This is a genomic window from Streptomyces sp. NPDC006140, from assembly GCF_040628815.1.
Classification (GTDB): Bacteria; Actinomycetota; Actinomycetes; order Streptomycetales; family Streptomycetaceae; genus Streptomyces.
In genome coordinates this window covers 862189-875588 of sequence record NZ_JBEXTS010000002.1, presented here as the reverse complement: position 1 = coordinate 875588, position 13400 = coordinate 862189, and the positions used below count along the sequence as shown (strand labels likewise).

Annotated in this window: 8 protein-coding genes and 3 pseudogenes; 10 read left to right on the top strand and 1 reads right to left on the bottom strand. The window is 67.4% G+C overall.

Going from position 1 to position 13400, the window contains the following annotated elements; genetic code table 11:
- Positions 1 to 204: 204 nt before the first annotated feature.
- Positions 205 to 872, bottom strand: a pseudogene (locus ABZ386_RS09100) (rhamnogalacturonan lyase); the annotation flags it as partial.
- A 758-nt stretch (positions 873 to 1630) separates the two neighbouring features.
- Here ABZ386_RS09100 and ABZ386_RS09095 point away from each other — a divergent pair.
- From ABZ386_RS09095 to ABZ386_RS09050, 10 genes and pseudogenes are all read left to right on the top strand, one after another.
- Entirely contained in the window at positions 1631 to 1828 is a 198-nt protein-coding gene (locus ABZ386_RS09095; RefSeq protein WP_351344249.1) for a twin-arginine translocation signal domain-containing protein, read from the top strand.
- A 186-nt stretch (positions 1829 to 2014) separates the two neighbouring features.
- Entirely contained in the window at positions 2015 to 3085 is a 1071-nt protein-coding gene (locus ABZ386_RS09090) for a rhamnogalacturonan acetylesterase (RefSeq protein WP_358964368.1), read from the top strand.
- 35 nt (positions 3086 to 3120) lie between these two features.
- A complete protein-coding gene (locus ABZ386_RS09085; RefSeq protein WP_358964366.1) occupies positions 3121 to 3990 on the top strand; it encodes an SGNH/GDSL hydrolase family protein in 870 nt (289 codons plus the stop codon).
- Between the two features lie 559 nt (positions 3991 to 4549).
- Positions 4550 to 5833, top strand: coding sequence for an extracellular solute-binding protein (locus tag ABZ386_RS09080; protein ID WP_358964365.1), 1284 nt, complete (start codon positions 4550 to 4552; stop codon positions 5831 to 5833).
- Complete coding sequence (locus tag ABZ386_RS09075; protein WP_358964364.1) at positions 5834 to 6850, top strand: sugar ABC transporter permease; 1017 nt, start codon at positions 5834 to 5836, stop codon at positions 6848 to 6850.
- Positions 6840 to 7676 carry a carbohydrate ABC transporter permease gene (locus tag ABZ386_RS09070; RefSeq protein ID WP_358964363.1) on the top strand — a complete coding sequence of 279 codons (837 nt, stop codon included), beginning with the start codon at positions 6840 to 6842 and terminating at the stop codon, positions 7674 to 7676. Before ABZ386_RS09075 ends, ABZ386_RS09070 begins: the two co-directional genes overlap by 11 nt.
- 116 nt (positions 7677 to 7792) lie before the next feature.
- Positions 7793 to 9142 carry a right-handed parallel beta-helix repeat-containing protein gene (locus tag ABZ386_RS09065; RefSeq protein WP_358964362.1) on the top strand — a complete coding sequence of 450 codons (1350 nt, stop codon included), beginning with the start codon at positions 7793 to 7795 and terminating at the stop codon, positions 9140 to 9142.
- Positions 9129 to 10286, top strand: a pseudogene (locus ABZ386_RS09060) (family 43 glycosylhydrolase); the annotation flags it as partial. The gene ABZ386_RS09065 and the pseudogene ABZ386_RS09060, both read left to right, overlap by 14 nt.
- Before the next feature lie 678 nt (positions 10287 to 10964).
- Positions 10965 to 11333: pseudogene (locus ABZ386_RS09055) on the top strand (carbohydrate-binding protein); the annotation flags it as partial.
- Between the two features lie 99 nt (positions 11334 to 11432).
- A complete protein-coding gene (locus ABZ386_RS09050) occupies positions 11433 to 13364 on the top strand; it encodes a glycosyl hydrolase 53 family protein (protein ID WP_358964361.1) in 1932 nt (643 codons plus the stop codon).
- Positions 13365 to 13400 lie beyond the last annotated feature (36 nt).

Here is a 13400-nt window from a genome sequence, read left to right as displayed (position 1 = left end):
GCGCGCCGACCGGCCGGAGAAGCAACGCCGCTCCGCATCTGGGAGCACGTTTGACAAACGGAGGACCGGGAGTGTCATACGCGTACTACGCACGCCTGGAACAGGCTACGGCGAAACCATGTCGACCGAGGTGATGGCCGCCGTGGCCCACGCACTGCGTCTGGCCGAGGAGGAACGGGACCCGCTGACACACCGCTGTCCAGCTCAGTGACTGTTCGGCAGCGCGACGGTGGGGCGGGGTGGCGTAGGCATGTTGCCGCCGATGAAGGAGCTGGGGTGCCCGGGGGCTGGTTGTAGGCAGTGTTCTGCCAGGCCAGGGCCGTGCGGTACTGGGTGTCGTGGAGGATGGTCGTGATCCGCGTCTTGGTCTGGTACGGCGTGGAGTAGATCCGCCGGGCCGTGTTGTCGGACGTCGGCCAGATGACTTCCTCGCGCCGGTCGCCGAGGATGTCGCCGGACAAGGACGGCGTCGACGGTGCCGTTGTTGGAGTGGACCCCGGCGCCGGTGAGCAGGCGGGTGTCGCCCGGAGGCGCCGTACTTGTCGATGTCGGTGCCGTCGAGGAGTTCGCGCGTAGTGTCGCCGTCCCACCACGCCAGGCAGTTGCCGGGCCGTACTTACGACTGGCGACCACCGCGCCCTTGGGGTTGCGGACGCCACTCACGAGCGACGACCACGACTCGGCGCCCGCGCTGCCGGACCAGATGTCACCGGACACGCCCGGCCGTTGTCACCGCCGGCCGGGGCGGACCAGAGGACTTGGCCGGTCCTCGCGTCCGCCATCCAGAAGGCCGGCTTGGAGCTGTCCTCGTCGACCTTGAACTCCTCCAGACCCGGCCGGGGCAGGTCGAGGTCGCCCACGTGTATCGCGTCCGGCCCCGGTCGAGGCGTTCCACCTGCCGCGCGGTCGCGGCGTGCGCGGTCTGCGGTATGCCAGTGAGTGCGGAGAGGGTCAGAGCGGTGGCGGCCGCCAGGCCGCCGAACAGCCAATTGTTTGACCTGCCTTGGAATCGCCATGGGCGCAATGCGGTGCGCGGACGCCGGTGCGGGACGGTCACTACGACCTCCGGTGTGGGGGGTATGAAGATCGCGGAGAAGGCGGTCCACCCAACAGATGTGGGAACGTTCCCAATCGCTGGGAAGATAGATGTTCACTGACAGTCCGTCAAGCATTTTGTTGGGCTTTTCTGTTCACGCATGTTCGGATGCGAGTTAACGAGATGCTCCGTGCGCAGCCTCGCCCCGTCGCCGCATTCCTTCTAAAGGGCACTTGAACTGCGCCGACTCCCGCTGTTTCAGACAGCTCACGGCCGAGGCGCGGCGCACCCCTCCCCACAGGATCGCACTGCTTCTTCCATGGATTGGTGAGCAATGGTTGACAGCTTCGTGCCCGATCGAGAAGCTGCGTGATGCACCTCAAGTTCGTTGTGATGCGATTACGCACATACGTCGCCCGCACCTCTGTGATCGCTCACAGTTCAGACTTGGAGGAGCGTCCCTGGCCTGCCACGACCGCGCCCTTCGACACGTGCCACTCGTAAGCACTCCTGCCTTAGTTGCTGCGACACCGAGGGGAGGCTCATCGGCTGGATCGCACGCGGCCACACCAACTCCTCGGGCGTGAGAGCCAGTTGCCCCACTCACCCGGCGGCCGACGCAAGGAAAGGACCGACCATGTCCCTGCAACCCCCACACCAGTTGCCGGGCGCATCAGCCGGCGAACCCTGCTCAAGGCCACCACCGCCACCGCCGGGGCGCTCGCCACCGCTGTCGCCACCCAGGCCGCACTGGTCGCCTACACCAACGCCCTCAAGGCCGACGACGGGTAGGGCATCTTCTACTGGGAGCCGGAGTGCACGTCCCCGTTCACCGGCTGCACCATGGGCGCCTGGGACTTCTCCAGCAAGCGCCCCACCTCCATCATGAGCGGCTTCACCCAGGCCTGAGCAACGGGCCATGGACCTCAACCCGGGCAACTCTCCGGTCGACAAATGGGATTGGTGATTGTAATGGGCATGACATTGGGTCTCGAAGGGCACGGGGTCAGGCCGGGAGCAGTGGGTCTGCTGACCCTCGCGATGCTGGTCGGCACCGGTGCGGCGCATGCCGATGCCGCCACGCGGGCGCTGCCGGCCGGTTGTTCCGGCACCGCGCCGATCAAGTGTCACTACACGGTCTCACCCGGCAACTACGACGTGACGGTCTCCATCGGCGGTGCCGGTGCCGCCGAGACGGACATGTGGGTGGAGGCCCGGCGCCTGGCGCTTCCGGCGACGAAGACGGCGGCCGGTGCCGCTGCCACGTACTCGTTCACGGTCAACGTGCGGCAGCCGGAGGGGCAGCCCACCGGCCAGGGCGGCACCGGAAACCCCGGTCTGGACATCCGGTTCTCGGGGGCCAACCCGCAGGTGTCGGCCGTCTCCGTGAAACCGGCGAACCAGCCGATGGTCGCCTACCTGGCCGGCGACTCGACCGTGTGCGACCAGCCCGTGGCCCCGTACACGGGATGGGGCCAGATGATCACGCCGGCAGTGGGTCCCGGAGCGTCCGTCGCCAACTACGCCGACTCGGGGGAGAGTTCGGGCAGCTTCCTGAGGAACTCGGCGCTCTTCCCGGCGTTGCTGCCGAAGGTCAAGGCAAACGACGCGGTCTTCATCCAGTTCGGCCACAACGACAAGCAGACCAGCGCGTCGGCCTTCCGGAGCAACCTCACCTCCATGATCACGCAGGTCCGTGCGAAGGGCGGCGTCCCGGTTCTGGTCACGCCGCCGGTCCGCCGCCAGTTCAACGGCAGTCGTCTCACGCCCACAGCACTGCACGTCAACGGCCTCGGAGTGAACCTGCCCGCCGAGATGCGCTCGGTCGGTACGGCGCAGAACGTGCCGGTGATCGATCTGACCACCAAGAGCAAGACGCTGGTCGAGTCCCTCGGCCCGTCCGCCTCCGCACAGCTCTTCCTGCGCTCCTCCGTGGACGGTGTCACGGACAACACCCACTTCTCGCAGTACGGCGCGAGCCAGATGGGCGGGCTGGTGCTCCAGAGCATCCGCGAGCAGCGCCTGCCCCTGGCCGCGTACCTGCGCTGACCGAACGCCCGGCGCCAGTCCCAAGGAGGGACCCGTTGAGGAACTTGCGGATTCTCATCACGACCGCGCTCATGCTCGCCTTGTCGAGCCTCGGTGTCAGCGCCGCATCCGGGGCGGACCGCGTCGCCACGGACTGCACCAGTGCCTCCCGCGCCCAGGCCCCGGCCGCACAGGCGGCCGCCGCGCCGGTCACCGTGTGGCTGGCCGGCGACTCCACCATGGCCAACCCGAGCTCCGGCCGGTGCCCGGTCGGCTGGGGCAGCCAGTTCGACGCCCTGTTCAACAGCGACGTGACCGTCAAGAACCATGCGGTCGGAGGCCGCAGCATCCAGACCTGGCTGTACGAGGGGAACGTGAGCGGTACCAAGGGCTCGGACGGTGAGTGCCGCCTCACGTCCACCACGTACTCGTCCCGCTGGCAGGCGATGCTGAATTCGAGCACCGGAATGAAGGCCGGTGACTACCTGTTCATCCAGTTCGGCATCAACGACTCCTCTTCGACCTGCCCACGACACGTCGGCCCGGCCCGGTACCAGCAGCTGATGACCATGATGGCGCAGGCCGCCCTGGCCCGGGGCGCGCACCCGGTGCTGCTCACCCCGGTGGCCGCCATCACCTGCTCCGGCGGCACAGCGACCAAGAACCGCGGCTTCGTCAACGAGACCTTCGCCGCCGGATCCGCCACGAGGGCCCCCGTCATCGACCTGCAGACGCTCAGCGTCTCGCTCTACAACAGTCTGCGCTTCTGCCCGAACAACGGCGACTACGGAGGCAGCGGTCCCCTGGGCACCTTCTTCTGCAACGACCACACCCACTTCGACACCCACGGCGCCCAGCGGGTCGCAGGGCTCGTCGCCGGTGACGTGCGCCGCCAGAACCTCCCGCTCGCCGCGTATCTCAGGTAGCGCGCGGCGGTGGGCGCGAACCGAGGCCGGCCGGTTCGCGGGTGGCCTCAACGACGGCGGCGCAGCAGACCGAGGACGCAGTCGTCCCTACCTGAACCTGACGATGGCGTACGGAAACGGCTTGGCTCCGACCAGGCCGCGGCGTGCGACGAAGAAGGAGGCCGGGGCGAGGGTGCGACCGGGCACACGCAGGACGCCCGCCAGTTCGCCGCTTCGGGCCTGGGCTGCCTCACGTACGACTGGTGCTCGCCCAAGGCCATCATCGGCGACCACAGTGGCCGCGTTCGCGTGGATCACCGAAATCAACGGCCGGGGCATGCCGGAGGTCGGCCGCCCGGGCTTACGGACACGGAGCTGCGCGGCCACTTCGTCCTGTGGGCCATGAGGTCCGCACCGGCGCTCGTGAGCAGCGATGTGTGCAGCGTGTCGGCGGCGGTGCCGAGCCTCCTCAAGCACGTCGCCCCCCGTTCAACCAGAGCAGCCGTTCGCGATGTCTGTTCGGCCACCGCCTGAGCGATCAGGGGGTGGGCCGCTCGCTCGGAAGGTGGTACACGCGTCCATGGCAGTGTCACGAAGACGGTTTCTGGCGCTGGGCGCCGGATCGGCCGCCGGAGGGTTCGGGCCGGCCGGCTGCGGGTCGCAGCGCTCGCTCGGCGACCCGGATGAGATCACTCTGTGGACCTGGGACCGGTCGGTGAGCGACGAGCTGGTCGCCCGGGCGGAGACGAAGGGCATTCCCGGGGCCCAGGGGTTCAGACTCAGCCGCACCAACATCGGGGGCCATTTCAACACCAAGGTGCGTACCGCGCTCGCCGGCAAGTCCCTGGTGCCGGACATCATCGGCATCAACTCCGACGTGGCCACCTACTTCCCCAACCAGGACGTGTTCGTCGACCTCAACGCCTTCGGCGCGGGCGAGCTGAAGAGCCGGTACCTGGACTGGAAGTGGAGCGAGTGCATCACGCCCGAGGGCCGGATGATCGCGTTCCCCATGGACACCGGCCCCACCGGGCTGTTCTACCGCGCCGACCTGCTTCAGGAAGCCGGGATCACCACCGACCCGAAGGAGCTCGCCGCCCGGGCCCCGGACTGGGACGGCTTCATCGCCCTGGGCAAGGAATTGCGGAGGTCCCAGGAGCGCGCGGTGATCTGCCCCAACATCCGCCACGTCTGGAGCATCCGGCTGGGCCAGCTGGGCAGCAAGTTCATGACCGAGGACGGCCGGTACATCGGTGACAGAGACGAACTGCGCGAGGCGTTCGAACTGGCCTACCGGATCGGCAGGGAGGGCCTGTCGGCCGGCGCCCCGGAGGGCTCCCCCGACTTGTACGGAGTGATCACCAGTGGCCGCCAGCCGGTCGGTATCGGCGCGGTGTGGTGGGGCCTCGCCTTCCCGGAGTCGGCCGCGCCGAAGACCAAGGGCCAGTGGCGGGTGGCCGACCCGCCCGGCGGCGCCGGCAACGTCGGCGGCTCCTTCCTGGCGATCACCAAGTACTCCAAGAACCCCGAGGCGGCCTACAAGTTCATCACCTGGCTGCAGTCTCCGGAGAACCAGGTCAAGGCGTTCACGGAGATGTCGCTGTTCCCGTCCTCCCCGCACTCCTTCACGAGGCCGGAGATGCGTGAGCCCCGGCCCTTCTACGGCGGGCAGCGCACCATCGAGGTGTTCGGACCGTCGGCGCGGCAGGTCAGGACCGTCTACAAGAGCCCGTACGACCGGGTAATGGACCCCGTCTTCGCCGCCGAGCTCGCCAACGTGGAGTTGGGCAAGAACGTCGACAGGGCATGGAGGGACGCCCAGGACACCATCGAGCGCGAGCTGACCCGCGAGGGGGCGATCTGAATGGGCCTCGCCGATGCGCCGCGCGGGAAGGCCGTCAAGCCGCGAGGGAGCGCCGCCAAGCCGCCGCCGGACGGGTCCAGGCCGCTGCCCGGCTGGCGCCGCTACTGGCCGATGTACACGGCGGTCTCCCCGTTCTTCCTCCTCTTCGCCGTCTTCGGCGTCTTCCCGGTCGGCTTCTCCATCTACCTGTCGTTCATGTCGTGGGACGGCATCGGAGAGATGCGGTCGATCGGCTGGGAGAACTACGCGTACCTGGTGACCGACTCCGACTTCTGGCAGTCGATCGGCAACACCCTGATCATCTGGATCCTGTCCACCGTCCCGATGATCTTTCTGGCGCTGGGCATCGCCTACGCGCTGCACACCGCAGTGCGGTTCAAGGCGTTCTACCGGGTGGCCTACTTCGTCCCGAACGTCACCTCGATCGTGGCGATGACCCTGGTGCTCGGCTCGGTCTTCAGCGACAGCTCCGGGCTGCTCAACAGCGCGCTGCGGGCGATCAACGCCGGCGAGGTCGGCTGGCTGTCCGACCCGTGGGCGATGAAGGTCTCCGTGGCGGCGATCACCATCTGGCGGTGGGTCGGCTACAACGCCATCATCTGCCTGGCCGGCCTGCAGGCCATCTCCAGCGACGTGTTCGAGGCGGCCAAGGTCGACGGCGCCGACAATCGCCAGACCTTCTTCCGGATCACCATCCCGATGCTCCGCCCGGTGATCCTGTTCGTCGCCGTCACCTCCACCATCGGCGGGCTGCAACTGTTCACCGAGCCGCAGGTGCTGTTCCCGGTGGACGACAACGGGAACGTCGGCGGGCCCGGCGGAGAGGCCACCACCATCGTGCTCTACCTCTACCAGCAGGCGTTCATCTTCAACCGGTTCGGCTACGGCGCGGCCGTCGGCTGGGCGCTGTTTCTCCTGATCGCGGTGTTCTCCGTCATCAACTGGCGGCTGATCGGCGGCCGGGACGAGGACGCGATCGGCACCGGCAAGCGGAAGGGGAAGTCCCGTGCGCGCTGAGACGGCCGCCAGGGCGCGGACGATCGTGGGCCACGCCGTGCTCCTGCTGGGCGTGCTGATCACGATCTTCCCGTTCTACTGGATGTTCGTGATGGCCTCGAACACCACCGGGGACATCTTCGCCTACCCGCCCAAGCTGATCCCCGGCTCCCACCTGTGGGAGAACATGAACAAGGTGTTCGACGGCATCGACTTCTGGGGGTCGATGGGCATCACCGTCGTGGCCGCCACATCCGTGACGTTCCTGGTGTTGCTCTTCGACTCGCTGGCCGCCTTCGCCTTCGCCAAATACGACTTCCCAGGGCGCAACGTGCTGTTCTGGATCGTGCTGGCCACCTTCATGATTCCGATGCAGCTGGCGCTGGTGCCACAGTTCGTCACCCTGGCCTGGCTCGGCTGGGTCGGCTCGCTCAAGGCACTGATCATCCCCGGTGCGGCCAACGCGTTCGGGATCTTCTGGATGCGCCAGTACGCGCAAGGGGCGATCGCCGACGAGCTGATCCATGCCTCGAGGGTCGACGGGGCCGGGTTCTTCCGCCAGTGGTGGACGGTGGGACTGCCGGTGCTCCGCCCGGGGCTGGCGTTCCTGGGGATCTTCACCTTCTTCCACATCTGGAACGACTACCTGTGGCCACTGATCGTGATGACCGACCCGGACAAGGTGACACTGCAGGTGGCCGTGCAGCAGCTGAACGGCGTCTACACCACCGACCAGTCGATGGTCATCGCCGGAGCACTCATGTCAGTGATCCCGCTGATCGGGGTCTTCCTGATCGGCTCGCGCCACTTCATCGCCAACCTGGCCGCCGGCGCCATGAAGTTCTGAAGAAACACGCGCGTGGTCCCACCCCTCGAAAAGCAGCTTGCGCCTGCGCCGAGTTCTTCAGGCAGGCACGAGCCCTACTGCCGCACGGGAAATCACCTGACTCCGGAGATGACGCTGTGAGAACCGCGAAGTTCGGCACCCCTGCCCTCCTGCTCTCGGTGGTCACGGCGAGTTCCCTCGCCATGGCCCCCGGCTCGGCGTCCGCGAACGCCACGGCGGCCGGAAACACCTACTACGTCGCCCCGAACGGGAACGACGGTGCGGCAGGCACGCAGGCCGCCCCGTGGGCATCGATCGCCCGTGCACAGGCCGTCGCCGAGGCGGGCGACACGGTCTACTTCCGGGGCGGCACCTACGCCTACACCCGCGCGAACAGCGCCTGTTCGAGCCAGACCGCCAGGGTCGACGCGATCACCCTCAACAAGAGCGGCAGCTCGGGCAACCCGATCCGGTACTGGGCCCATCCGGGCGAGAAACCGGTCTTCGACTTCTCGCGGATGACGGACGACTGCCGCATCAAGGGCTTCAACGTCACCGGCAGCTGGATCCACCTCAAAGGACTGGAAGTCAAGGGGGTTCCCCAGAACAACAACCGCAACGCCGAGTCCTGGGGGATCTGGGTCTCCGGCAGCAACAACGTCTTCGAGCAGATCAACACCCACCACCACATGGGCACCGGCCTGTTCATCAGCGGCGGGGGCGGCAACCTCGTCCTCAACTCGGACGCGCATGACAACTACGACCTGCGCAGCAGTGACGGGCCCGGCGAGAACGCCGACGGGTTCGGTGCGCACTACACGCCTTCCGGCCGCGCGGCGAATGTGTTCCGGGGGTGCCGCGCATGGTGGAACGCCGATGACGGGTTCGACCTCATCTCCACCTACTCGCCCGTGACCATCGAGAACTCGTGGGCCTGGCGCAACGGATACGTGCCGGGGACGACGACGCCCTCCGGCAACGGAGCCGGCTTCAAGTCGGGCGGCTACGGGGGCGACTACCAGGCCAACGCGCCGAAGCACACCGTCCGCACCTCGGTCGCGTTCCTCAACAAGGCGGCCGGCTTCTACGCCAACCACCACCCGGTGGCCAACGACTACTTCAACAACACCGGCTACGGAAACCACCCCAACTTCAGCATGCGGGGAATCGACTCGAGCGGTGCCGCCGTCGGCCGGGGCAACCTGCGCAACAACATCGCCTACACCGGAACGGCGACGTCGTACATGAGCGGCACGAACGCCGCGTACAACACCTGGAACCTCGGCATCCCCCTGTCGGACTCCCAGTTCCGGAGTGTGTCGACGTCCGGCTGGGACGCGCCCCGCCAGAGCGACGGGAGCCTGCCCGTGCTGCCCCACCTCCGCCTCGCGGCGAACAGTGCCCTGATCGACAAGGGCACCAACGTGGGACTGCCCTTCAGCGGAAGTGCGCCGGACCTCGGCGCCTTCGAGAATGATGGAAGGTGACATCTTGAGATACCGAATGCGTGCCGTCTCGAAGCACTGGAAATTGGCCGCGGCCGCCTTGTTGTCCGTGTCGTTAGCAGCGCCCGTCTGGGCCGGCACCGCGTCGGCGCAGGCCCCGGCACAACAGACATCGACGGCGCAGACATCGACACAGGAGCTCCCAGCCCAGGACGCCGCTGCCGGACCGGTGGCGGATCGTGGCCTGAAGTACCTGGTGTCCGAGTACAAGACCCGCGCTCCGTCGAAGTACACGGCCGGCTCCTGGAAGCCCTTCGCCAAGGCGTTGCGTTCCGCGGACGCGGTAGCCGACGACACATCGGCCACCAAGTCGGAGGTCGCCGAGGCGAAGACGGCCCTGATGAACGCCGCCGGAGATCTGCAGGCTGCCGACGAGGGCACGTTCCAGACGATCACGAACAACACCTTCTGGAACGACACCAGCGGCAATCCCATCTATTCGCAGGGCGGTGGGGTCTTCAAGTTCGGTGACACCTACTACTGGTACGGCGTGCACTACCTCGGCGCCGAGTCCTACCGGGCCAATCCGACGCGGAAGTACGACGGCGAGGTCAGCTTCAGGTCCATTCCGGTGTACTCGTCCAAGGACCTGGTGAACTGGAAGTTCGAGAACCGGGTCGCGACGCGGACGACACCGATCCAAGGCGGCGCCACCCTCGCTCAGGCAGGGTGGGTCGGGCGGCTCGGGGTCTCGTACAACGAGAACACCGGCAAGTACGTGCTCGCCGTCCAGGCCTACGTCGGAGGCGGGCACGGTGTCCTGCTGCTGCAGGGCGACTCACCCACCGACACCTTCGACTACGGCTACTTCCAGACCCAGATCACCAACTCGCCGACGACCGGCACCGGAGACCAGACCGTCTTCACCGACGAGGACGGCAAGGACTACCTGATCTTCTCCAACCGCGAAGGACGGTCGCGCGGCTTCGTGGCCAAGTTCCGGGAGTCCGACTCGCTGCGGATCGAGCCGGGCGTGGAGATCCGCCGCGGCGCCGGTCGCGAGGGCAACGCCATGTTCAAGCTCGACGGCAAGTACTACCACGCGGCGTCGGACCTGCACGGCTGGAACACCTCGGTCAACTACGTCAATGAGTCGACCAGCAGCAACGTCCAGGGCTCCTACAGCAGCGAGTACGTCCTTGCCGGCACCGAGATGGACTACAGCCACGTGACCCAGACCGGGTTCTTCGTGACGGTCAAGGGCACCAAGCAGAACACGGTGATCTACGCCGGCGACCGCTGGGCAGACTTCGCCTGGAACGGTATCGGATACAACCAGTGGGTGCCGATCACCAAGACCGGCGCGCGGCCGCAGTTCCACTCGGTGAGCCAGTGGCAGTTCAACGCCACGACCGGCGAGTGGCGCGTCGGGCCGGCGAACAACTACATCCTCAACCCCGACATCCAGGCCGACCGCATCATCGTCTCCAGTGTGCGCGGATGGCGGAACCTCGGCGGTTCGGTGACCAACGTCAACGGTGGTGCGAACGGATCTCGCTTCGCCCTCCAGGTGAGCAACAGCGGCGGCGTCGAGCAGCGGATCGCATCGGTGCCCGCAGGCACGTACACCCTGTCCCTGCACGCTCGGGGCAGCGCCGGACAGGTCGTGATCACCGGCTCCAACGGCAGCCAACGCACCCTCGGCATCCCGTCGTCGAGCGGCTGGGCCAAGCGCGAGCTCACCGGCATCGCGCTGCCCGGCGGGGCCGCCACCGTCACCGTGCGGGCGTCGGGTTCGGGCGGCGTCACCGTCGACCAGCTCTCACTCGTCAAGACCTCTGCCGACACACCAGCGCCTCCGGGGCGTTACGAGGCAGAGACCGCTCCGGCACAGTGCCGGGGCACGATCGACGCGAATCAGGCCGGCTATTCCGGCAGCGGGTTCTGCAACGGCGACAGCGCTGTGGGGGCCTTCGCGGAGTTCACCGTGAACTCCGCGACCGCCCGTACGGCGACGTTGGGGATCCGGTTCGCCAATGGCGCCACCACCGGTGCCAGGCCCGCGAACCTCGTCGTCAACGGAGCCACGGCAGGGGCGCTTTCGTTCGAGTCCACCGGCGCGTGGACGACGTGGACGACCAAGACCGTGACGGTCCCGCTGAACGCCGGCAGCAACACCATCCGGCTGGATCCGACCACGGCAACAGGACTGCCCAACGTCGACTACCTCGATGTCGGCTGACTGACGTCCCGTGCTCTGCCGGTCTTTGCGACCGGCAGAGCGTAGGTAACAGCCCATGCCGCCCGTGCGTGACATCGTCAGGAGAAGGACATGAGCAGAACGCGTCTGCCCCGCGCCATCGCGGTCGCGACGACGTTGGTCACCATGGTGTCCGCGAACCTACTCATGGTGCCCGAGTCGGCCCACGCGACCTTCGGAACCGCGGACATCAAGCCGATCGAGAGCAATATCGCTGCCAAGCCCTGGGCTTCGGCGACGGCCGCCTCCGGCTCGTCCAGCACCCGTCTGGCCATCGACGGCGATCCGACGACGTCCTGGCAACCCGGTAGTGCCGGCGCCCGGCAGTGGCTCACCGTCGACCTCGGTGGAACCTACGACAACCTGCGCAAGGTCAAGGTGCTTTTCCCGGACCGTGGCGTGGCCCACCGGTACGTCGTCGAGGCTTCATCCGACGGTCGCCGGTGGAAGGCCATCGCCGACAGGTCCCACAACCGAGCCGTGTCGCGAGGGGAAGTGCACCTGTTCACCCGGCCGGGAACGCGCTTCGTCCGGCTGACGTTCACAGGTGGGCCGGGCCGGGCCCGGGCAGGTGTCAGCGAGCTCCAGGTCTTCAACTACCTGCGCGACGACCTCACCCTCGGCGCCGATCTGTCCTGGATGGACGACGTCCAGAACCAGCAGTACTGGGTCGACCCCCTGGCCGAAGACCGCGGCGCCGGGCCACACCTGCTCGACGTGGCCAAGGACCGTGGCATCGAGTACAGCCGGCTGCGGATATTCAACGAGCCGCGCAGCGAGAGCACCGGTCAACCGACGCCGATACCGCGCCAGGGCCCGGAGCGCTCACTGGCCTCAGCCAAGTGGATCGAGCGGCGGGGCATGGGCCTGGGGATCGACTTCCACTACGCGGACTCCTGGGCGGACCCGAGCAAGCAACCCAAACCACGCGCCTGGGCCGAGCTGGAGTTCGCGGACCTGTCCAATGCCGTGTACGACTTCACCGCCGACTATCTGAAGCGGCTGATCCGGCAGGGCACCACGCCGGAGAAGGTCGCCGTCGGCAACGAGATCATCAATGGGTTCATGTACGGCAGCGAGGCGGCCCACATCGGCACCACGAATCCGCCGTACTTCGTCGACCAGGCCGATATCTACCAGTCCAAGCCCGGCGGCGGCCTGCTGTGGAAGTACTGGAGGTCAACCGACCCTGCGGAGCAGAAGCTCTACGACCAGGCGTGGGACCGGTTCACCACCCTGGCCGCGGCCGGGATCAAAGCCGTCCGCGACGCGTCACCGACATCCAAGGTCGAGATACACGTGATCGTCGACAAGGACAAGCTCGCCAAAACCATGGAGTTCTGGCACCAGTTCCTCACCCGGGTGAAGGCGAAGGGCCAGAACCCCGATGTGCTGGCCCTCTCGTACTACCCGGAGTGGCACGGTACGCCCGAGGCGCTGGATCTCAACCTGAACACCATGGCCACCACCTACCCCGGCTACGAGATCGACATCGCCGAAACCGCCTACCCCGCGTCGGGCGGCGACGGCTCGCCGTTGCCCAACTCGCCGTACCCGCGAACCATTCAGGGGCAGGCGGACGCGATCCGCAGGGTGTTCCAGGCCGCCAACGACGTGGTCGACAACCGAGGTTCAGGGGCACTGGTGTGGGAACCGGCCGGCTACCAGCCCATGTTCCGGGCCGTGCCCGGACTGGCGAACACGTGGGAGCCGCACGCGTCCATCAACGTCTTCAACGCCAGCCGCGCCAAGCACATCCTCCAGGACATGGTCTACACCGCCATCCCGGTGGGAGCCGCCCCGAAGCTGCCCTCCTCCATCCGCATGCTCACCACCGCCAACAACACGATCACCGGTGTCCCGGTCCGCTGGCAGCCGTTGCCACCCGGCGCGACCGACAGGCCGGGTGAAGTGACAGTCACCGGGACGACCCGCACAGGCCCGGTCACGGCGGTCATCGACGTCGTTCCCGGACGCGGCGGACACGACGTGACCACCTCATAGCCCCCATCGCCGAGCGAAGGATCAGAAGGCGGCGTG

What these genes read in the sequence shown, in the direction of transcription:
- ABZ386_RS09080 (WP_358964365.1), top strand. Translation starts at nt 4,550, where the DNA reads ATGGCAGTGTCACGAAGACGGTTTCTGGCGCTGGGCGCCGGATCGGCC.
- ABZ386_RS09050 (WP_358964361.1), top strand. Translation starts at nt 11,433, where the DNA reads ATGAGCAGAACGCGTCTGCCCCGCGCCATCGCGGTCGCGACGACGTTG.
- ABZ386_RS09075 (WP_358964364.1), top strand. Translation starts at nt 5,834, where the DNA reads ATGGGCCTCGCCGATGCGCCGCGCGGGAAGGCCGTCAAGCCGCGAGGG.
- ABZ386_RS09090 (WP_358964368.1), top strand. Translation starts at nt 2,015, where the DNA reads ATGACATTGGGTCTCGAAGGGCACGGGGTCAGGCCGGGAGCAGTGGGT.